The organism is Pseudoalteromonas marina (assembly GCF_000238335.3).
Classification (GTDB): domain Bacteria; phylum Pseudomonadota; class Gammaproteobacteria; order Enterobacterales; family Alteromonadaceae; genus Pseudoalteromonas; species Pseudoalteromonas marina.
Map to the genome: position 1 here is coordinate 1 of NZ_AHCB03000010.1, position 19,526 is coordinate 19,526.

General features: G+C 38.3%; 21 protein-coding genes, 2 tRNA genes and 1 rRNA gene. 12 read left to right on the forward strand and 12 right to left on the reverse strand.

The annotated features are described in order from the left end of the window. Positions 1-191 precede the first annotated feature (191 nt). The 9 genes from rrf (at position 192) to PMAN_RS14435 (ending at position 7,126) form a co-directional block, all read left to right on the forward strand. A 5S ribosomal RNA gene (rrf, locus tag PMAN_RS14395) occupies positions 192-306 on the forward strand. 619 nt (positions 307-925) lie between these two features. Beyond that, complete coding sequence (locus tag PMAN_RS14400) at positions 926-1,858, forward strand: CHAD domain-containing protein (RefSeq protein ID WP_006793815.1); 933 nt, start codon at positions 926-928, stop codon at positions 1,856-1,858. 25 nt (positions 1,859-1,883) lie between these two features. Continuing rightward, positions 1,884-2,783 carry a DUF350 domain-containing protein gene (locus tag PMAN_RS14405; RefSeq protein ID WP_008128289.1) on the forward strand — a complete coding sequence of 300 codons (900 nt, stop codon included), beginning with the start codon at positions 1,884-1,886 and terminating at the stop codon, positions 2,781-2,783. 3 nt (positions 2,784-2,786) lie between these two features. Then, positions 2,787-4,508 carry a polyamine aminopropyltransferase gene (locus PMAN_RS14410; RefSeq protein ID WP_010558105.1) on the forward strand — a complete coding sequence of 574 codons (1,722 nt, stop codon included), beginning with the start codon at positions 2,787-2,789 and terminating at the stop codon, positions 4,506-4,508. A gap of 80 nt (positions 4,509-4,588) precedes the next feature. After that, the gene (locus PMAN_RS14415; RefSeq protein WP_006793818.1) at positions 4,589-5,002 is read left to right on the forward strand and encodes a YjfI family protein; all 414 of its coding nucleotides are present in this window, start codon (positions 4,589-4,591) and stop codon (positions 5,000-5,002) included. Between the two features lie 24 nt (positions 5,003-5,026). Continuing rightward, on the forward strand, positions 5,027-5,719 hold the full coding sequence (locus tag PMAN_RS14420) for a PspA/IM30 family protein (protein WP_006793819.1): 693 nt from the start codon (positions 5,027-5,029) through the stop codon (positions 5,717-5,719). A 73-nt stretch (positions 5,720-5,792) separates the two neighbouring features. After that, positions 5,793-6,431: a DUF4178 domain-containing protein gene (locus tag PMAN_RS14425; protein ID WP_006793820.1), complete on the forward strand. Its 639-nt coding sequence runs from the start codon at positions 5,793-5,795 to the stop codon at positions 6,429-6,431. Next, positions 6,428-6,748, forward strand: coding sequence for a hypothetical protein (locus PMAN_RS14430; RefSeq protein WP_006793821.1), 321 nt, complete (start codon positions 6,428-6,430; stop codon positions 6,746-6,748). The genes PMAN_RS14425 and PMAN_RS14430 overlap by 4 nt, the downstream gene beginning before the upstream one ends. A 189-nt stretch (positions 6,749-6,937) precedes the next feature. Then, positions 6,938-7,126 carry a hypothetical protein gene (locus tag PMAN_RS14435; RefSeq protein WP_006793823.1) on the forward strand — a complete coding sequence of 63 codons (189 nt, stop codon included), beginning with the start codon at positions 6,938-6,940 and terminating at the stop codon, positions 7,124-7,126. Positions 7,127-7,155: 29 nt separating this feature from the next. Here PMAN_RS14435 and PMAN_RS14440 read toward each other — a convergent pair whose 3' ends face one another. The 5 genes from PMAN_RS14440 to PMAN_RS14460 all read right to left on the reverse strand — a co-directional run bounded on the left by PMAN_RS14440 (position 7,156) and on the right by PMAN_RS14460 (position 10,221). Further along, positions 7,156-7,560 carry a hypothetical protein gene (locus PMAN_RS14440; RefSeq protein WP_006793824.1) on the reverse strand — a complete coding sequence of 135 codons (405 nt, stop codon included), beginning with the start codon at positions 7,558-7,560 and terminating at the stop codon, positions 7,156-7,158. A gap of 10 nt (positions 7,561-7,570) precedes the next feature. Further along, the gene (locus tag PMAN_RS14445; RefSeq protein WP_010558104.1) at positions 7,571-8,077 is read right to left on the reverse strand and encodes a hypothetical protein; all 507 of its coding nucleotides are present in this window, start codon (positions 8,075-8,077) and stop codon (positions 7,571-7,573) included. A gap of 113 nt (positions 8,078-8,190) precedes the next feature. Then, positions 8,191-9,564, reverse strand: a complete 1,374-nt coding sequence (locus PMAN_RS14450) for a class II fumarate hydratase (protein WP_010558103.1) — start codon at positions 9,562-9,564, stop codon at positions 8,191-8,193. A gap of 11 nt (positions 9,565-9,575) precedes the next feature. Beyond that, the gene (locus PMAN_RS14455) at positions 9,576-9,941 is read right to left on the reverse strand and encodes a hypothetical protein (RefSeq protein WP_242032469.1); all 366 of its coding nucleotides are present in this window, start codon (positions 9,939-9,941) and stop codon (positions 9,576-9,578) included. 94 nt (positions 9,942-10,035) lie between these two features. Then, positions 10,036-10,221: a hypothetical protein gene (locus tag PMAN_RS14460; RefSeq protein ID WP_010558102.1), complete on the reverse strand. Its 186-nt coding sequence runs from the start codon at positions 10,219-10,221 to the stop codon at positions 10,036-10,038. Positions 10,222-10,417: 196 nt separating this feature from the next. Here PMAN_RS14460 and PMAN_RS14465 point away from each other — a divergent pair, with 196 nt between their 5' ends. After that, positions 10,418-11,008, forward strand: a complete 591-nt coding sequence (locus PMAN_RS14465; RefSeq protein WP_010558101.1) for a DUF938 domain-containing protein — start codon at positions 10,418-10,420, stop codon at positions 11,006-11,008. Here the strand turns inward: PMAN_RS14465 and PMAN_RS14470 are convergent. The 3 genes from PMAN_RS14470 to PMAN_RS14480 all read right to left on the reverse strand — a co-directional run bounded on the left by PMAN_RS14470 (position 10,985) and on the right by PMAN_RS14480 (position 15,585). Further along, positions 10,985-12,124, reverse strand: a complete 1,140-nt coding sequence (locus PMAN_RS14470; protein WP_010558100.1) for a GNAT family N-acetyltransferase — start codon at positions 12,122-12,124, stop codon at positions 10,985-10,987. The two genes, PMAN_RS14465 and PMAN_RS14470, sit on opposite strands and share 24 nt — an antisense overlap. A 221-nt stretch (positions 12,125-12,345) precedes the next feature. Then, entirely contained in the window at positions 12,346-15,057 is a 2,712-nt protein-coding gene (locus PMAN_RS14475; RefSeq protein WP_010558099.1) for an ATP-binding protein, read from the reverse strand. A gap of 72 nt (positions 15,058-15,129) precedes the next feature. Next, a complete protein-coding gene (locus PMAN_RS14480) occupies positions 15,130-15,585 on the reverse strand; it encodes an Lrp/AsnC family transcriptional regulator (RefSeq protein WP_008128312.1) in 456 nt (151 codons plus the stop codon). A gap of 127 nt (positions 15,586-15,712) precedes the next feature. On the opposite strand from PMAN_RS14480, the gene PMAN_RS14485 reads away from it, so the two are divergent. Both PMAN_RS14485 and PMAN_RS14490 read left to right on the forward strand, forming a co-directional pair. Continuing rightward, the gene (locus PMAN_RS14485; protein ID WP_010558098.1) at positions 15,713-16,882 is read left to right on the forward strand and encodes a PrnB family protein; all 1,170 of its coding nucleotides are present in this window, start codon (positions 15,713-15,715) and stop codon (positions 16,880-16,882) included. Position 16,883: 1 nt separating this feature from the next. Continuing rightward, a complete protein-coding gene (locus PMAN_RS14490; RefSeq protein WP_010558097.1) occupies positions 16,884-18,008 on the forward strand; it encodes an aminotransferase class V-fold PLP-dependent enzyme in 1,125 nt (374 codons plus the stop codon). On the opposite strand, the gene PMAN_RS14495 is transcribed toward PMAN_RS14490, so the two are convergent. The 4 genes from PMAN_RS14495 to PMAN_RS14510 all read right to left on the reverse strand — a co-directional run bounded on the left by PMAN_RS14495 (position 17,992) and on the right by PMAN_RS14510 (position 19,195). Beyond that, positions 17,992-18,480: an RNA-binding protein gene (locus PMAN_RS14495; protein ID WP_010558096.1), complete on the reverse strand. Its 489-nt coding sequence runs from the start codon at positions 18,478-18,480 to the stop codon at positions 17,992-17,994. The genes PMAN_RS14490 and PMAN_RS14495 overlap by 17 nt on opposite strands. 124 nt (positions 18,481-18,604) lie before the next feature. Further along, a tRNA-Ser gene (locus PMAN_RS14500) sits at positions 18,605-18,697 on the reverse strand. Between the two features lie 49 nt (positions 18,698-18,746). Next, positions 18,747-18,837 (reverse strand) — tRNA-Ser (locus PMAN_RS14505). 217 nt (positions 18,838-19,054) lie between these two features. Next, the gene (locus PMAN_RS14510) at positions 19,055-19,195 is read right to left on the reverse strand and encodes a hypothetical protein (RefSeq protein ID WP_008128321.1); all 141 of its coding nucleotides are present in this window, start codon (positions 19,193-19,195) and stop codon (positions 19,055-19,057) included. Positions 19,196-19,526: the final 331 nt, after the last annotated feature.

Consider the following 19,526-nt stretch of genomic DNA (forward strand, 5'->3'; position numbering starts at 1 on the left):
GAGCCATTAAGCTAACTTGTACTAATTACCCGTGAGGCTTAACCATACAACGCCAAACGCGTTTTATGTGACAGTTAAGACAGAAGTTAATGACTAAAGTAGATATTACTGACAGAAAGACTTAAAAAATATTATCAGATATTTTCCAAATTCAGTTAGTGCGTAGGAATACGGATTAACGCCCAAATTTGCTTGGTGACAATAGCGTTTTGGACCCACCTGACTCCATGCCGAACTCAGTAGTGAAACGAAACAGCGCCGATGATAGTGTAGCATTTGCTATGTGAAAGTAGGACATTACCAGGCTTCAAATTGTAGAAAGCCGCTTCAGAAATGAAGCGGCTTTTTTACGTCTGCAGAAAAGTAATCTTCAACATTTTCTTCTCTAAAGCGTAGCGTCTCCTAAGCAAAGCGCCTCTTTGTGAACAGTGTTTTGGTTATTAGTAGAACACCGACTTCAAATAAGAAAAACTCGTTAAATCAATGTAACGGATTTTTTTCTGTCTGGGGTTTAGTAAATAGCCAAGAGGCCATGCCGAACTCAGTAGCGACACAAAACAGCGCGAAGGCGAGCCCCAACCAATGATAGTATCCCATGTGCTATGTGACTCTCTACCGCTTTGGGCACCATGACATTAACTGGCTCAAATAATAGAGACCTGTTACAGCAGTGTGACGGTTTTTTACTTTCTTGGATAAAATAAAGAACCAAACTAATATCATCTCCATCAAAAATGCCAACCAACATAAGGTTAAGTCAATTCTATCTCGTGTCTAGATCATAAACTTTTTACCTTTGACTACTGAGTTTTGTAATCTACTTTATTCTTTACATCTCTTCTCATTTTGTTGCAATTTCATTCTTGGCTTACTAAGTGACCTGTGTAAGACTAGCTGTGTTAATTTAGTAAATCAGGTGACATGAATGTCGAATAGTAAAGTTTGGAAACTTATAAGCCTGTTTTGTTTGTTTACGGTGCTTATGGGTTGTCAATCTAAAGAAGAGCAGCTACAACAAACAATTCAAGAGTCTATAAAAAAAGCGGATGCTGAGCTATCACAGCTAGGTAGTGCGCTAGATAATGGCAGTATACGCAATGCTGTGTTACTTAAAGAGTATGGTGCGCTTTTAAAAAAACAACAGCCAGAGCTTTCAAATGTTGTTGATGTAATTACTTTAGATGCTTCGCGCCAAGGTGCACTTTATAGTGGTTTATTACAGCGACTTAAAGAGACTAAAAGTACTTACTTAATCCCCCCTTACGAAGATACGTTGCACAGCATCGATCTTTTACGTGAAGCTGCAAAACCTTCACTGTTCTCTGACGCTTTAACTGATCCAATCAATATGCTTGCTGATATGTCAAAAGGATCCCTAGCTCGCGTTGGTGCTATTAGCCAACAAGCCGAGGGTGAAGGGGTAGGTAACCAGATGGTGGGTAATCCCAACTACGGTAACTGGCAAACAAATAGCAGTGGCATCAGTTTTTGGCAATGGTACGGCATGTACCGTATTTTAGGGGATGTATTTGACAGGGTTGAATACGGAAGCTGGAGTAAACGCCGTAAGTACAGCTATTACAATGATTATGGTCGTTATCGCTACTCAAGCCCTAAACAAATTAAAACACAAAGCGCGCTAGAGACACGTACACGTCAAACATATCAACGCCAAGGTAAGCAGTTCACAAGCCCGTATGCGAGTAAAAAGACTGGTGCATCAGGGTTAAGTCGAAGTAGCTATACACCGCCTAAGAGTCGCAGCAGTTACTCACGTTCAAGTAGCTATAGCAATAGCTCTGGTTCAGTTCGTGACAGTGGAAGCAGAACCTCTCGTGGCGTGAGCCGTGGTAAGTAAAGAATAAAGTTGGAGTTAGAATAATATGTATGAATTTAATGGAATAACTACGTGGTCGCTGCAAGCTTTAGCGATAGACTTTGCAATAATTGTGCTGCTATTTGTTAGCCTTAAATATATAAAAGGCTGGGTTTCAAATTTACATGCCAATGACGAAATAACAGAGCGTGATAATTTTGCCTTTGGTATTAGTTTTGCCGCTGGTTTGGTTGCGCTGGCTATCGTATTAACCGGTGTAAGCAGTGGTGCATTTGCTGCAACTCTTCAGCAAGAAGCACTGCAAATGCTTGGCTATGGTGCGCTTGCCATTGTGTTAATTAAGCTTGGTCACTTTTTTCAAGACAAAGTTGCACTGCGTAAAGTGAGCCTACATGATGAAATTGTTAAAGGTAATGTGACTGCTTCTATCATTGATTTTGGCCATGTAGTGAGTGTGGCAATTGTCATTCGTTCAGCACTGTTATGGGTAGCTACAGAGGGATGGCATGGTTTACCGATTGTCATTGCTGCCTTTGTTATTGGTAGCATCGTGCTGTTATTTGTGAGCCAGTACCGAGTTATGTTATTTAAACGCACAAATAAAAATGGCGACTGTCTTCAACAAGCTATTATTGATGATAACTTAGCTGTTGGTATTCGTTACGCTGGTTATTTAGTGGGTAGTGCATTAGCAATCACAGCGGCAACAGGTGTTGCACCGTATGCTGCAGATAATATTAATGCTAGCCTATTATATTGGGCTGTTAGTGCAGTAGTGAGCCTAGTTGCGTTTATTATTTTACACTTAGTGACCATTAAAATAATTTTATCGGGTTGTGATATTTCTGATGAAGTTAATCGTCAAAAAAATGTGGGTGTAGCAGCTATTTCTGCCGCTGTATCGTTTGCCGTAGGCATCACAATGGCAACCTTATTAGGCGCATAATTCGTGTCATCAACAACTCAAAGCCCAAGTAAGTCTCGCTTACTTGGGCACGATATATTACTTATCACTGTTATGGCTGTGCTCGCTGGGTGCGGCCTTATTTATGAGTACCTACTCTCTCACTATGCCGGCCGAGTACTAGGCTCTGTTGAAAGTGCTATTTACGCCATGATTGGCACCATGATAGTAGCTATGGGGCTAGGGGCTTTTTTAGCGCGTTGGTTTAAAGATGCGTTCACCGCATTTGCTTGGCTAGAAAGCATTATAGCTTTGATTGGCATGGGCTGTATTTTGGCCATAGCAAGTGTGATTGCAGTTAGTTATTCGCTTCCTCATTTGTTCTCGAGCATTTTTAACCTGCCACCTGACGTTGTACTTAATGGCTATGTATTTCAAAAGTTACAAGAATGGTCACGCTTTTTACCTTATGTATTTGGCTTAGTATTAGGACTGTTTATTGGTATGGAAATACCGCTTATAGCGCGTATTCGCCAACATGTGTACGGGCGGTTTTTAGAAAACAATGCAGGAACTATTTATGGTGCAGACTACATTGGGGCAGGTATTGGCGCAGCAATTTGGGTAAGCATAATGTTGGCTATGCCTATCATGCAAGCTGCTGCATGGACCGCTTTATTTAATATTATTGCAGGGCTTGCTTTTTTATGGCGCTACCATGCCCATGTTCGCTTTGCTAAAGCTTTGTTGGTTTGCCATATTTTACTACTTGTGCTGTTTGGCTTTATTTTAGTGCTCGGCAGCAGTTGGATGAACAGCCTAAGCAACGTCTTATATAAAGATAAAGTTATTTATTCTCAGGCGACTAAATATCAGCATGTTGTATTAACAGAACGACTTAGCAAAAATCAACCGCAACCTATTACCGACCTATACTTAAATGGCCGCCTACAGTTCTCAAGTGTTGATGAACAAATATATCATTCAATGCTAGTTTATCCGGCTATGCTTGCCTCTAACCGCCATGATAAGGTGCTAATTATTGGCGGGGGTGACGGTTTAGCATTAAGGGATGTACTAAAGTGGTCGGTAAACGAAGTCACTTTAATTGATTTAGACGGACAGTTACTTAACCTATTTGGCCACCAAGACGATAAGTTTACCCCGCCCAAAGCCATCACGCAGCGATTAATAAACCTCAATAGCGACTCAATGAAAGACCCCAAAGCTAACATAATTGTGGGTGATGCTTTTTTAGAGGTTGAGAAATTACTCGATCAAAACAAACAGTTTGACACTGTTATTATTGATTTACCTGATCCGAATCATCCTGATCTAAATAAGTTATACAGCGATTATTTTTATAATCATGTACGTCAATTACTTGCTCCTGATGGGGCTATGGCTGTGCAATCAACGTCGCCATATCATGCAAAAAAGGCGTTTCTGAGTATAGCTAAAACTGTTAAGGCTGCCGGGTTTGATTACGTGGAGCAATACCAACAAAATATTCCATCGTTTGGTCAGTGGGGGTGGACAATTGCTACCAAAATGGGTCAACCAGCCAGTGCACGAATAAATAATATAGGCGAAATGCCGGTATCGTCACGATGGATAAGTAAAAAATATTTACTAGCAAGTTTTGTATTCCCTAATCAGTATTTTGAACAAATAAATGATATTGAGGTCAATAGGTTAGGTTCTGGTCAGCTTTATGATTATTACCGTTCAGCATGGCAAATAGAGAGTGAATTGTATAAGAACTAACAAAACATGGTTGACATAATATGTCTGCCGTGCGAATCTTAACTCAGACATAATATGTCAAACAACACAAAGGCAGAGACATGGAATTAAACGAACTTTCAATAAAATTAGCCTCTTTTGAAACTGAAGGCGCTAACTTTGAGTCTTTCTTGATTGCCAATCCAGGTGAGCAAGATGTTTTACAAGTCATTGTTGATGGAAATGATGAACTTCCAATTTTTGTTACGCAAACTCAAGAGCAGTTGTTATGTATTAGCTACTTGTTTGGCGAAGACGAAGTGAAAAGTGAATTACGCAACGAGTTAAACGAAACATTGTTACGTTTAAACGTGCCAATTCCACTAAGTGCATTTGCTAAAATCGATAATAAATACGCGATTTTTGGTGCACTGTCGGTAAACTCATCATTAGATGATGTTACCCACGAACTAGTGACATTAGCTGACAACGCGATTGATGCACTAGAAGCCGTGACCTTGTATTTAAACGATTAGTAACTAGTTAGTGGAGCTAAGATTATGAGTATTTTAAAAAAATTATTTACAGCAGTACGTGGTGGCGCTCGTGAAGCGGGCGAAGCAATTGTAGATGCAAATGGTATCCGTATTTTTGAACAAGAAATCGCTGATGCACAAAATGCACTTCACCGTGCTAAAAAAAGCCTGACCGAAGTAATGGCTAAAGAAATGCAAACTAAGCGAAAAATTAGCGCTGTAGATGCATCAATTGCTGAACACGAAGCGTATGCAGGCCAAGCACTTGAAAAAGGTAACGAAGCCTTAGCATTAGAAATTGCAGAAAAAATTGGTGACTTTGAAGCTGAAAAAGCTGAAAACGAGCAAGTATTAGCAGGTTTTAGCAACCACATTGTAACGCTTAAGCAGCAAGTTAAAGACGCTGAAAAGTCGATTAAAGAAAATCAACGTCAGCTTACTATGGTTAAAACCACAGAAAGCGTACAGCAAGCAACAATGGCTGTTAACAGCACGCTTAATACGAATAGCTCTTCGATGACCTCAGCTCGACAATCACTAGAGCGTATTAAACAGCGTCAACAAGACCGTAGCGATCAGTTAGGTGCTGCAAAAGAGCTTGAGTCAGAAGTTAATGGCGACGATTTAAAAGCGAAAATGGCTGAAGCAGGCATTGGTGACACAAGTCCAAAAAGTGCCGATATTTTAGCGCGCATTAAAGCCAAGCAAAACGGCTAATAGTTCGTACATTTATAATAAAAGGTAATTAAGCGTCGCTTAGTTACCTTTTTTGCTTAAGGGATGCTTTATTATGTTTAATTTTTTCAAATCTAAAAAAGAGCCAGAACGTCAGCTTAACCATGCAAGTGAGCTTAAAAAGGGTGACATGTTTACCGTTATAGATTCGTTTGCTTATCCGTCGTGGTTAAAAGGGCAAACATTGCGTGTTATTGATGTGCAAACTTATCAATATCAGCACAGTAGTGATACTGAGTTTGTGCTTGAGACAAACAGTGGTCAAGTTGTGTTTTTACAAATAGCACAAGAAGACGGCGAGCAGTGGGCTAATTTTTCGATAAAAGTTCAACGAGATGAAGTAGACGATATTTTCACATTAGATGAATTTGCTCGTATTTTTGATGAAGAGTCGTTAACGCATATTGCAGTTAAAAATACTCCTGAGCGTTTTATGCAGTTTTTGGCTAAAAGTTACCAACAAACTGAATCGCCGTTTGTTTGTTATTTTCATAATAAAGACTTTCGTGGTCAAAGCCTACCTCGCTATGAGCAAGACGGTGGCGAGCCTTGTGAAATGATATGTTTAGAATCGCCTGATGAAGGGCATAGTCTAAATATTGAAATTTGGGATGGCGGCGAAACCGAAGTGTCATTAACACTTACGCGTCCAATTACCGATATAGTGGATTTATTTCCTGGAGACGCGAAGTGAGTGATGCTAAAGATAAGTGGTTGCGCCAAGAGCAAGCTGTACGTGCAACACAAATGGCATTTGATTTGAGTAGCGATGTTCAAAAGCAAATAAAAAAGCAAGCAATTGACCAAGAGCTCACGCCATCCGATATGATCCGCAAAATACTTGGCTTAGATGTTAAGTCTAAAAAGACTCGACAGCGCTTATCGTTCAATTTGAATGATGATGAGATAGCGCAACTAGCGAGCCGCTTTGATGTACCAAGCGAAGATAAGCGCGCGGTAAAGCAACAAGTAGCAGAGCTTTTAATTGCGCATACTAAAAAAGCTAAGTAGTTGACATAAATCCTGGCTTATAAAAGTATGTTAAGTAGTTATTTTAGCTAAATAATAAGATTAAATGGATCGGTACTTCAATGTACTTTTAAATTTTTTATCAAAAGCTAATGAATTGAAAAGCAGTGCTTTTGCGTTCTTTGTATTAAGCCCTTACACTAAAGGTAACAATTATAAAGAAGTACTGCTTTGAATATTATACTGATTACTTACCTAATTATTTTTGCTTTATTTGGTACTGCAGCAAGTTATTTTGTGCGTTTTATATATGCATACTGGGTACTAAAAACTATGCCAATGAAATACATACTAAAAGCAGGGATATGTGTGCTGTTAGTCGTGGTTATTTCAGCGCTTATTCCGTACTTAAGTCAATAACGCTGAAATAGCACTCAATACTTTATTTATTACTTAATATCTATTGATTGGCATTGCTGGTTAATGCACAGCGATTGTACTTCAATAACCGGTAAGCAATCGGTTAGTGATTGTTGCTCATTTTGATTTTTTTCTTGTTCGGTGATCTGCTTTGCAATGCTTTCTGCTTGCTCTTGAGGGGTATTTAGCGTTGAATAAACAGCATATTTGCTCGGCCCGCCACATGCTCGCGCCCCTACTTCAAGTACTTTACACTGAAAGCTTGCTGTACAGCCATTGTTATCAACAATATTGGCAAGTTGGCTATTTAAAGCCGACAAGCTCTGCCCTTGATCGCTATTTACAGAAGCTGTTGTTGAGCAACCACTGAGTAAAAAAATGCTAGCAGCAACACTAAAAATTGATAATTTAACTGTCAATGTCAAACCACTCATATTGTTATCCTTAAAATACACTTACCGCTGAGCCTTCAAGTTTAACACATTTATTTTCAACACACTGAGTGCTTGGTGTTGTTAAATGCTGGCAAATACTCATCATTCCTTTTTGCGCATTAAAATTACTTTCAAGCTCGGTGATTGTTTTGCTCAGTGTTTTTACTTGCTCGTCTTTTGCTGTTTTAGTTGAATAAACTTCAAAGCTACTAGGGCCACCACAGGCGCGACTACCTACTGCAATAACTTTACATTGCATACTTGTATCGCAGCTGGTGTCAGCAATAAGCGTGTTTAATTGGGTTTTAGCTGTCGTAATATCTTCAACCGATACCGCTTTAACACTTGAGTTTGAAAGTTCCTCAACATCACTTTTTGTTTGAGTGGTTTCTTTTAGTGTTTGTTGTTGTGGTTTTATTACTTCAGCAGTGGTTACTGATTCTTTTTCTGCTGGTGTTTTATCTAAACACGCACTTAAACAAAGGGGTAAAACAAGAGCTAATAATACAGGGCGCATAAGATACCTTGATAGTGATGAATAATTCATCACTATCATACACGGTGCATTTTTTACGGCAATAAAAACTATATAATCAAGTAATTAAAGCCGTATTTAAGGCTTTTTAAAAACTACAAGCCACCTTGTGTGAGCTTAGTCGGGTTGAGCAGTTTTTCGAGCTCTTCACGTGGTAAGTCAGTTTCTTGTTCGGCAACATCAATAATAGGACGGGCTTCTTTATAGGCTTGCTTGGCTATTTGGGCTGCTTTTTCGTAACCGATCACCGGATTAAGTGCAGTCACTAAAATAGGGTTTTTGGCAAGAGCGCGGTCAATGTTAGCTTGATTTACGATAAATGTGGCTATGGCTTTTTCTGCCAAAGCTTTGGCGCTGTTTGTTAGTAGCTCAATGCTTTGCAAAATATTATATGCAATAACGGGCAGCATAACATTTAGTTCAAAGTTACCAGATTGACCAGCAACGGTAATTGTAGCGTCGTTACCAATCACTTGCGCACTAACCATCGCAGCGGCTTCTGGTATGACTGGGTTTACTTTACCCGGCATAATAGATGAGCCAGGTTGTAGGGCTTCAAGTTCTATTTCGCCTAAACCTGCAAGAGGGCCTGAGTTCATCCAGCGTAAGTCGTTCGCTATTTTCATTTGTGCTACAGCGAGTACTTTTAATTGCCCAGACAGTGCAACAATGGCATCTTGTGAACCAATATTGTAAAAAAAGTTTTTGCTTGGCGAAAACCGGATCCCCACGTTTTTAGTTAGGTTAGTGCAAAATAAATCTGCAAACTTTGGGTCGGCATTAATACCGGTACCAACAGCTGTACCACCTTGAGCAAGCTCACACACTGGCTCTAAGCTATGGCGAATGCCTGAGGCTGCGTTGTTTACTTGCGATTGCCATGCATTAAGGGTTTGCTCGAATGTAACAGGCATCGCGTCCATTAAGTGGGTGCGACCTGTTTTAACAATAGCGCCTACCTCGCTCTTTTTATTTTCTAAATGTTGCGAAAGGTTTTCAAGAGCTGGCAGTAATGCTTGTTTAACGGCTAATGCACTACTTAGTGCAATAGCCGTAGGGACTACATCGTTTGAGCTTTGGCCCATGTTTACATCATCATTAGGATGTACAAGCTCCTGTTGAGTACTGGCAAGTGTTGCTATTACTTCATTGGCGTTCATATTAGAACTAGTTCCTGAACCGGTTTGAAACACATCAACAGGAAACTGATCATGATGCTTACCATCAATAATCGCTTGGCAAGCACGCTCTATTGCAGTTGCCTTGGTTTTATTTATAAGCCCTAGCTCACAGTTACTTTGTGCTGCAGCTTGTTTTATATATGCCAGTGCCTTTATAAATTGTGCTGGCATAGTGAGGGCGCTAATAGCAAAGTTATTAACAGCGCGCTGTGTTTGTGCTTGATATAAAGCGTTAACAGGTACTTTTAATTCGCCCATACTGTCTGATTCTGTTCTAAAGTTACTCATTAATGTGCTCCTTAAAAAGGGTTGAATTCGTGACTAAGAATACGAGCTTCACGCTCAAGTAATAAAAATTTAGCACGACTATTGTGGCTTATGTAGAAACGCTTTAATGCAAGTAATGGTTTGTGTAGCTGGTGTAGGCATTGTTTGCGAATTGCATTATGAGTAAGAGGATCGCACATTTTATTTATAATTTCATGATGTGTGCGTCTAAGGTAATACTCCTGAAGTAGCGGGTTATCAAGTTGTTCAAAGTTTTTAGCTACGTTGAGGGCTGCGTCTATATAATGAGCGACAAGCATTGGGGCATGCAGACCTGGCCTTTTGCAATTAAATGCAAGAGTATGTTGATAGTTATTTAAGGCGTGATTTGAAGACATAAAAAAACCGACTCAACTAATGATAATAGTTATCATTACATTTAATCGGTTTCAGTGTAAATAGTTATTATAAAAATTATTTACGGCGTGTATTTTAATTATAGCCGAGAATAAATATCTGGTCTGTTTCATGTTTAGTGATCGCCTTTTGATTATGTTTTGGATGAGAAAGTAAATCAATTACTGTTGCTCTCATATCAAGGGTTTCACTGTGATCATCGGTACTTTTTTCGGTTATAGCTACTGCTGCATCAACAGCGGTATAGGGAGGCATATGCATAATTTTATCCTTTTGTGATTAGTTAATTAACCCTTAAATGGGTCAATTATGTTGCTGCATAATACATACCAATCAAGCCAGCTATATCTAACTACATGATTATATTTAACTTAATAAATAAATCATAATTAGTCACGACAACATATTGCAAATTTGCTTTACTATTGTGCAAACATCCACAATTTTGGTGCACGCAATGACAAAGCCATTTTCACAAGCATGTGAAAACAATAAAGGGCCAATTTTAGAGCATTTAAACTGCGCGTTAAAAAACGTTAAAACAGTATTAGAAGTTGGTTCTGGAACAGGTCAGCACAGTGTGTTTTTTGCTGAAAAATTACCTTATCTACAATGGCATACAAGTGATCGTGTCATTAATCATGAAGGTATTAGCCTATGGCATAGTGAAGTGAATTTAGCTAATTTACATGCCCCTATTGAGCTTGATTTAAACCAGCCATGGCCTATCGAAAAAGTGGATGCTATATATACTGCGAATACATTTCATATTGTAAGTTGGTTATTAGTTGAACGTTTTTTTGACGGGGTTAAACGTCACTTAAATGATGAGGGGATTGTGTGTATTTATGGTCCTTTTAAGTACAAAGGCGAATACACTAGCCAAAGTAATCAAGAGTTTTGCGCCTTTTTAACTGAGCGAGATCCTTTAAGTGGTATAAGAGATTTTGAAGCTGTTTTATTATTGGCTAAGCAAGCAGGGCTTTCGCTTATGAGCGATCATGCCATGCCAGCTAATAACCAGTTACTCGTTTTTAAACGGCAATAACGATGTGCACTGTGCTTTGTAAAGTGCAATATGCTGGCGTTCTCGAGACAGGTAATCTTCAATTGCACTGCTAAAGTCATTGTTAACAATATGGTGGGCTGAAAAAGTAGTAACGGGTTCAAACCCCCTCGCTATTTTATGCTCCCCTTGTGCACCTGAATGAAAGCAGTCGAGTTTATGTTTAATAGCAAATTCTATACCTTGGTAATAACATAGCTCAAAGTGAAGTGCGTCAATATTTTCGCTTGCCCCCCAGTACCTGCCGTAAAGTGTGTTTTCACCAATTAAACTGAGTGTAGCAGCGATGACTTGACCGTCTTTTTTGGCAAGCATAATAACCAGCTGCGATGCCATAAGTGCATGCAAAAGGGTAAAAAATTCACTGTTTAGATAGCCTAAATGTCCTGAGCGTTTTAAATAGGTGCGCTGATAAAATTCGCAAAACAGCTGCATTATTTCAGGTGTAATATCTGAACCCTTTAGCCATTCAATAATAATATTTTGATGTGTTATTTTAGCGCGTTCTTTTTTTAGCGATCTACGTTTACGCGAGTTTAGCGTTGATAAAAAGTCGTCAAAAGTATCAAACCCTTTATTAAACCATTGAAATTGAACGCCCTCTCTGAGCATCGCGTGCTGCTCAGTGAGTAATGTTGCTTGTGTTTGGTCGCAAAAGTTTATATGCCAGCCAGACCATCCTTGCTCAATGCTGTGTGTGCAGAGCTGCTCTGTAATATAGTTGTATACGTCGTTGTGGTTTGTGTGATGAATGGCAATACGTTTACCTTCAATTGGGCTAAATGGCACGCCTGATAGCCATTTGGGATAGTAATGCAAACCATTTTTTTCGTATGCTTCAGCCCATGCCCAGTCAAATACATACTCACCATAAGAATGGCTTTTTACATAACCAGGTGCAAGCGCTATTAAGTTACTCCCTTCATATACAGCTAAATGATAGGGCTGCCAGCCACTTTGCTGTGTTACACATTGGCTTTGCTCTAAGGCGTATAAAAAGGTATGTTGAGTAAAAGGTTCATCACCAAAAAAAGCATGCCATTGCGCTTGGTCTATTTCATTAATATTTTTAAACCATCGATGAGAAAAGCTTTTCATGATGCCGACCTTGTAAATATTGCGTGCTTAATTGTGGCTCTAATTTGTAATTTTATTGGCACTTATTTTACTTTTAAGCTTCAGTTTATTTTTTCAGAGCTTTTAATAGTCACGTATTAAAGCGGTGTTTTACGATGCGATTAGGCTAATTGTGTGATTAAACGCCACGCGAGAACATAATAACTCAGTCACGTAGCGTGATGGTAACAATTTTTTGGGCGCTATTTAGTAACTGTTTTTACAAACTGACTCAAGCACTCGGTCAGTTTTGCAAGTTCTATGGGTTTTGCTAAATGTTCGTTAAAGCCTGCTTTTTTAGCTTTAATTTTATCCTCTGGCATGGCATCAGCTGTTAGAGCAATGATGGGTAATGTGTGTTGCGATTTAAACGCTCGAATTAATTCTGTTGCTTTATAGCCATCCATAACAGGCATTTGGCAATCCATTAATACCAAATCAAAATGTTGTTCTTTGATTATATTTACAGCTTCTTCACCATTTTCAACCAAGTGAGGAATGATACCTAAAGATCCCAACATCGCTTTTATTACCATTTGATTCACAGGATTGTCTTCTGCGACCAAAATATTTAAAGACGTAATATCAATATCTTTTGATATGGCTTCTGGCTCTATATCTGGCTCTGATGTTGTTAAGTTAACGGCGAACGTAAAGGTTGACCCTTCACCCAGCTCGCTTTTTAAATTAAGTGTTGCTCCCATTAGCAAACATAGTTCTTTAGCTATTGTTAAACCAAGGCCAGTGCCACCAAATTTTCGAGAGGTTGAACTGTCAGCTTGGGTAAACGCGTTAAATAAGGTGTTGTGTTGGTTTTTTTCAATACCTATGCCAGTATCTGATACTGAAATGCTTAGTTTTACCTTATTGGCAGACACAAACTCTGTATCTATATCGAGCGTAACGCTTCCTTCGTTAGTAAATTTAATCGCATTACTACATAAATTAAGTAGTATTTGTTCTATGCGCATTGCATCGCCTAAAAACCAGGTATCTACAGGTAAGTTACATTTGAGAATCCATTCAATGTTTTTATTTTTCGCACTTTGCTCAAACATTGTGTCAATGCGCGTTACAAGTGCTTTTGGATCAAACGCAATGGACTCTAGTATTAAATGTTGTGACTCTATTTTTGAAATATCAAGAACGTCGTTAATTAGGTTTAATAGACTGTTTGAAGAGGAGTAAATTTTTTTAATGTAGCTGAACAGCTTTTGAGCATCATCACCTTTTTTCGCAAGTGACGATAGGCCAATAATGGCATTTAATGGGGTGCGTATTTCGTGACTCATATTGGCTAAAAATTGGCTTTTAGCGCTATTGGCTAAGTCAGACTGTTTTTTGGCTTTTACCAATGAGCTTGTTCGTTCTGCAACTTGGCGGCTAAGCGCTAGTTGCTGCTGGTTAAATAGCATTAACACTACAATAATAAGTAAACACACAGCGGTTTGTAGCATAAGTAAAAATAAAGACATTTCAATGTTTTGTTGTGAAATGTAGTTTTCTTTAAGTGCTAATTTTATTACCCATTGCTGACCTCCAAAGTTAATATTGAATGACATTAACTGGCTTTGGGTTGCTTGCTCAAAGTTTTGAGAGTCGTTACTGTAAAAGGCGGGTTCGTTGTCAAATTCAAACACATCAATAGAAAACATTTCAGATTGCTGCTGTGTAATAGCTTGTTCAATAATTTTATGGGCCAAAAATACACCGGTGGCATAACCCTTTATATTTTCATTTTGACCATAAACAGGCGCAAATAGTAGATAGGCGGGTGTTGGTGTTTTTGTTTGGACTAATTGAATGATTTTAGTGCTGATAGGTAAATATTTGATAGCTGGATTTTGCAAAGATGCTTTTCGATCTGGGTTTGAATATACATTAAAGCCAACCGCCTTTTGGTTGCTTTCTAAAGGAGCTATATATTTAACAACCACTAGAGGGTCATCATCTTCGAGAGGATCACCAACAATGTTTATATTTTGCCGATAAATTGTTGACATTGTATTACTGAGTGTTTGGCGCTGCGCTTGTGTTATTTGTACATTCCAAGACAATGCTTTAATAAATGAATGCTTTTCAAGTAGTTTATTTGCTGAAGCGTAAAAGTCTTGCTCATTAAACTCAGGTGATGATTGTACTTGGCTTGCTAAGCTTTGCACGGCGATAATACTTTGATTTATATACCTGTATAAACTGTTTTCAATAACTTCAACTTCTCGCTCTGCAATTTTAATTGTATTTTTGCTGTTTTCGCGTTCGTAAATTTGTGCTGTAAGCGCCACAGATATAAATAAAATAGAGCAAACTGCAATGGTTTCAAAGGCTAAGACTTTGCGTTGTCCAGGTGCTTTGGGCAGTAGCGACAATAAAAAAGGTGAGGCAATAAGTACCCCTAATATATCTCCTAACCACCAATAAATAACATGTAGCCAATGGTCCTCAATACTATAAAGTGGGTTAAAGTTACTTAACGCAAATACACCAATATTTGATGATAGTAAGCTTACTAAAACAGCAACTACAGCAATAAAATAAGCAATGTATTTTCGTTTACGAAAATAAAGCGGATTTCCCAACCAATACCTTAATATTGCGGCACCGACCATAGCTTGGATAATAACGCCAAGGGCAATGTAAATGGCCTGAGTAAACGTATTGCCGACCAGCATTATTTCATGAGCTGAGTTATCGAATATATTTAAGTTAAATGCAATTGCTGCTGCAAATAAAGGCGGTATAAAACGCCACCACCATATATAACAACCAACTAAAGCAATACCTGCCGGTAGCCAGATAGGGACTATTTGCGAGTTAAATGCAAACGCAGTAAGTCCAACGCCCAGTAAGTAATAAGCGAGGGCGAATAATATGTAGAAAATAATTGATTGAGAGGTTGAGGCGAATATTTTCACATAATATCCATATATCTATGCTTCTGTTTAAGAAATATCAGTATAGCTAACAACTTTGTATTTGCCGTACTTTTATAGCGGAAGCTGCTTTTTAGTGAACGACTGCTTAAGTACCACCGTTGACTCTATATTCGCTATGCAGCTCAAACTACCTAACCGATGTTTAACAAATTGTTCATAGCTTTCAAGATCGTTAGCAATAATTTTTAGTAAATAATCATAACTACCTGATATTACACTGCACTCTAATACATGAGGTAGCTTTTCTACCGACTGTTCAAATAAGTCTGCCGCGCTAACAGAATTTTGATTTAGCCTAATAAAAGCATATACCAATACGTTCAGTTCAAGTTTTTTAGGATTAATTGACGCGTGGTAGCCCGTAATAACATGCTCTTTTTCAAGTTTTTTGATTCGCCTTAAGCAAGGCGTATCAGACAAGCTAATCGTATTTGCTAAATCTGAAACCGATATTCTGGCATTTTCTTGTAGTGCTGTGAGTATTTGCTGATCTTTTTTATCTAACATTTTTTGTTACCTATTTTTAAATTTTTAGTGATTATCACTAATTATAGATACTTTCACTTTGTTTTTTGATGATTTACGCTCACGTTACTCTGTTAGCATTTAAATATAAAAATAATAGAGCAAAATAATGAATACACATACGGCCACATTTGATGATTGGATACGCACTGAGTTTGTAGAGATAAATACTGAATTAGAGCTGCTTTATTGGCAGCAATTCGATAAAGCAAATGTTGAAGGTGTTGGTGAGAAATTAAAGCAACAATTAAAAAGGCAAGGCAATGTATTAATTTCACACTTGTTAGCAGAAGGAAATACCGATCAAGGGTTTGATCGTGCATTTGATTTATTAGGCAATGTTGGATTATTCATGGCTGCATGTCGCCGCCATGAAATAACTGAGCCCAGTAGAGAAACTACTTCACCTTTGGTAGAGGCATCGGCATTGGCAATGCATATTGGTGCGTCGATTGGTGTAACACCGCGGTTTGCTACCGCGCATTTAACCACCCACAATAAAGCTGTTAATGGCACCTATAAGCGCTTTACTAATTTACCTGATGAAAAACTTTTTTTAGATTATAACACTCAAGGTATTTTAGCCTACAAGCGAGCAAGTGATGCCTTATTAAAGATAGTACCACTGGGTATTTCGCACCCTTTGTGTGGTGAATTACTAAAGGCTGCAAAGTACGCGCTCATTAATGTAATTGAATCTAACAATGCACTTTACACACAATTAGATACAGATCGTTTTTTTAACTGTGTTCGCCCTTACTACAAACCATACCGTGTTGGTAAAGAGATTTATCGAGGTGCAAACGCAGGCGATTTTGCCGGAATTAACGTAATTGATATGTTGCTTGGTCTTTGTAGTGCAAATGAGCCAAGCTACTCACAAATGCTGGTGGATAAGTTTTTATATATGATGCCAGAAGATCAGCAAATATTAAGAGAGTCAATGCGAATACAAAGCTTTATGGATGATTTTTTACAGGCGCAGCAATATAAAAATAGCAACTGGTTTAAATCACATGGAAAGCTATTTATACAAGTATGTAAGTTACATGGTGACACAGCAATCGGACATCATAACCAATTAGTAGAAAAATTTATTGCGCAACCGTCAAAGCAAATGCACGAGCAACATTTAAGTAAAGTAACGGCAAGTGGACCGCCACTTCATGTATTACTCGATTCGTTAGAAAAGTTGAGGGATAGACGCTCAGCGGCAAAAAGGGACGATATAAAAACGCGGTTTGACGATCTCAATTCATTAAAAGAGTGGGTGAAGTAATATGCTTAAAAATGATTTTTGTATATCTGAAGGTTGCTACTTTTTAAGCCACTCCGTCGGCAGGCCACTAAAAAGTTCTCAACAGTACTTTACAGAGCATTATCTATCACCATGGCAAGATTCAAATAAAGAGCCATGGCAACAATGGTTACCTCAAATAGATGCGTTTACTTCTGCACTAGGTAAGTTATTTAATTCGCCAAGTTCACAATTTTGCCCGCAAGTTAACTTATCAAGCGGTTTAACTAAGTTAGTTATGTCGCACCCTCAATTACAACAAGCACGCTGCAAAGTGCTTATGGCACAAAGCGACTTTCCAAGTATGGGGTTTGTAATGCAAAAGGCGTTACCGCGTTGTGCAGAAATACTGTTTATTCCTGAAGAGGAAAATCTAAGCGATATAGCTGTATGGGAGCGTTATTTAACATCCGATATAGATATGGTGTTTGTAAGCCATGTTTATTCAAATACGGGGGTTCAAGCACCGATAAGCGATATTGTACTACGCAGTAAGATGACTAATAGCCTTTCAATAATTGATGTGGCGCAATCTGCTGGAGTGTTGCCTATTGATTTAACAACGCTTGATGCCGATTTCATGATTGGCTCAAGTGTTAAATGGTTGTGCGGCGGGCCAGGTGCAGCCTACTTATGGGTTAATCAAAACCAGCTGGAGCAGTGTAAGCCAAAAGATGTGGGGTGGTTTTCTCATGAAGATCCCTTTGAGTTTAATATTAACCATTTTAGTTATCATCACAGCGCGCTGAGATTTTGGGGAGGCACCCCTTCTATAGCCCCGTACGTGATTGCTGTAAATAGTATAAATTACTTTGCAGATCTGACAGTTAGAAAGGTAAGAGAGCATAATCTCGCGATGATTTCGAATATTCATCAGCATTTAAGTGAATTTGTTGTGTCACCAATACAAAGCAATCAATGTAGTGGTACCGTTATTATGTTTTTTAAGAATAAACAGCAGCAAATATTAGCAGCGCTGGGTAAAGCAAACATGAGTGTTGACGAGCGCAAATACGGAATACGAGTCTCACCGCATATTTATACAACGGAAGAAGATGTAAACGCGCTTATCAATACCATAAAGCAAGCGCTTAAGGAATTTGACTAAGCAACTGCTTTCGTTGACGTAAAGCATCTATTTGTTGTTGTGTTCGCGTAACCTTTGATTCATATGCGCTGGTAATTGGCGCTGTTTTTTTAGCAATGGCGTCAGCAATAGAAGAGGCGCCTAACCGGTTAGCCTGATCTTGTGTAACATAGCTGGCTTGCTTTACTTGCTCTTGGTAGGTCTTTTCTGTTTGTTTAAGTGTTAATTGTAGCTTGCTTATTTCACGTTCTATTTGCTGAACTTCTAAAAAATTGTCTACTGAACTATCGGTAACATTATTTGTTTGAGTGGGGCTTTTATAGGCTTCAATTATATTGATTTCTTTTAGTGTGATCTGTTCGGCATCTTTTGAGCAAGGTGTTTGGCTAAAGGTAGGAACACCTTTAATTACACACTTGTATACCGTTGTATTTTGTGAAAAAGAAAAAAAAGGTAGCGCTGTGCATGTAATTAACAATATGAACCTGTTCATAGCAAACCTAAAGTGGCTATCGTTTTAGTAATAATGCACTAAGTCATAGCGGGTTACAATTTGTTTAATTTTTATAAATTTTAGGCACAAAAAAACCACAATTAAGTGGTTTATATATAGTATATGGTGGAGAGGGAGGGATTCGAACCCTCGATAGAGCTACAAACTCTATACTCCCTTAGCAGGGGAGCTCCTTCGGCCACTCGGACACCTCTCCAACGCATAACCGGTTCTATTGATGATATAAAAAACCACCAACTAAAATATGGTGGAGAGATAGGGATTTGAACCCTAGATAGGCTACAAACCTATGCCGGTTTTCAAGACCGGTGCATTCGACCACTCTGCCATCTCTCCGTGACGCAGAATAATACTTAGGTGATGGGGGTGTGTAAATAGCAAAATGTCTGTTTGCCTAAAAAATAGACGTAAATACGTGTTTTTTTACAAATTAGGGGAAATTAAGGCAATTATTAATAAAATAAAGAGGTTGCAGCAAACTGTGGGAGCTAAAAAAGAGACTTTTTAGTGGTTGGGTGTTTGCTGCACCGAATAAATAACCATGGTTGGGTGATTATTTATATTGCGCTGCGCCGCCAAGTGCTAATTTTTTACCAAGGGTATTAAGCCTAGCTAGCATTTTTGCTTTTCGGTTGGTTGGTTTAACTGCAATTTGTGTGTTTGCTGTTTGGTTTAATGTATTTATAGGGTTCATCACTTGGCTCCGGTTTAGGTCTGTTGAAAACATGCGCATTTTGCATGCAAAGTGTACAAAGATAAAACGATAAAAATTACCTGTGAGGCATTAGTTATTTTTATCTGAAGTGGTGATTGTTAATCAAATGTTTAATTGTGTTTTTTCTGTTTTTTAATTTTTATTTCACTCTGTTGTTTTTTAGTTTGTTGTTTTAAATATGTTTTTACTAGTTTTGTTTTTTATTTATGCATATTCGATTGTTTTAAATGGGTAATTATTCAGATTATTTTATTTGGGTTTTTAATCATTGTGTTTGTAGTGTTTTTTATTGCAGCTAGTAGTTATGTTT

What these genes read in the sequence shown, in the direction of transcription:
- PMAN_RS14400 (WP_006793815.1), top strand. Translation starts at nt 926, where the DNA reads ATGTCGAATAGTAAAGTTTGGAAACTTATAAGCCTGTTTTGTTTGTTT.
- PMAN_RS14405 (WP_008128289.1), top strand. Translation starts at nt 1,884, where the DNA reads ATGTATGAATTTAATGGAATAACTACGTGGTCGCTGCAAGCTTTAGCG.
- PMAN_RS14415 (WP_006793818.1), top strand. Translation starts at nt 4,589, where the DNA reads ATGGAATTAAACGAACTTTCAATAAAATTAGCCTCTTTTGAAACTGAA.
- PMAN_RS14420 (WP_006793819.1), top strand. Translation starts at nt 5,027, where the DNA reads ATGAGTATTTTAAAAAAATTATTTACAGCAGTACGTGGTGGCGCTCGT.
- PMAN_RS14425 (WP_006793820.1), top strand. Translation starts at nt 5,793, where the DNA reads ATGTTTAATTTTTTCAAATCTAAAAAAGAGCCAGAACGTCAGCTTAAC.
- PMAN_RS14440 (WP_006793824.1), bottom strand. Translation starts at nt 7,560, where the DNA reads ATGAGTGGTTTGACATTGACAGTTAAATTATCAATTTTTAGTGTTGCT.
- PMAN_RS14445 (WP_010558104.1), bottom strand. Translation starts at nt 8,077, where the DNA reads ATGCGCCCTGTATTATTAGCTCTTGTTTTACCCCTTTGTTTAAGTGCG.
- PMAN_RS14450 (WP_010558103.1), bottom strand. Translation starts at nt 9,564, where the DNA reads ATGAGTAACTTTAGAACAGAATCAGACAGTATGGGCGAATTAAAAGTA.
- PMAN_RS14455 (WP_242032469.1), bottom strand. Translation starts at nt 9,941, where the DNA reads ATGTCTTCAAATCACGCCTTAAATAACTATCAACATACTCTTGCATTT.
- PMAN_RS14460 (WP_010558102.1), bottom strand. Translation starts at nt 10,221, where the DNA reads ATGCATATGCCTCCCTATACCGCTGTTGATGCAGCAGTAGCTATAACC.
- PMAN_RS14465 (WP_010558101.1), top strand. Translation starts at nt 10,418, where the DNA reads ATGACAAAGCCATTTTCACAAGCATGTGAAAACAATAAAGGGCCAATT.
- PMAN_RS14470 (WP_010558100.1), bottom strand. Translation starts at nt 12,124, where the DNA reads ATGAAAAGCTTTTCTCATCGATGGTTTAAAAATATTAATGAAATAGAC.
- PMAN_RS14480 (WP_008128312.1), bottom strand. Translation starts at nt 15,585, where the DNA reads ATGTTAGATAAAAAAGATCAGCAAATACTCACAGCACTACAAGAAAAT.
- PMAN_RS14485 (WP_010558098.1), top strand. Translation starts at nt 15,713, where the DNA reads ATGAATACACATACGGCCACATTTGATGATTGGATACGCACTGAGTTT.
- PMAN_RS14490 (WP_010558097.1), top strand. Translation starts at nt 16,884, where the DNA reads ATGCTTAAAAATGATTTTTGTATATCTGAAGGTTGCTACTTTTTAAGC.
- PMAN_RS14495 (WP_010558096.1), bottom strand. Translation starts at nt 18,480, where the DNA reads ATGAACAGGTTCATATTGTTAATTACATGCACAGCGCTACCTTTTTTT.
- PMAN_RS14510 (WP_008128321.1), bottom strand. Translation starts at nt 19,195, where the DNA reads ATGAACCCTATAAATACATTAAACCAAACAGCAAACACACAAATTGCA.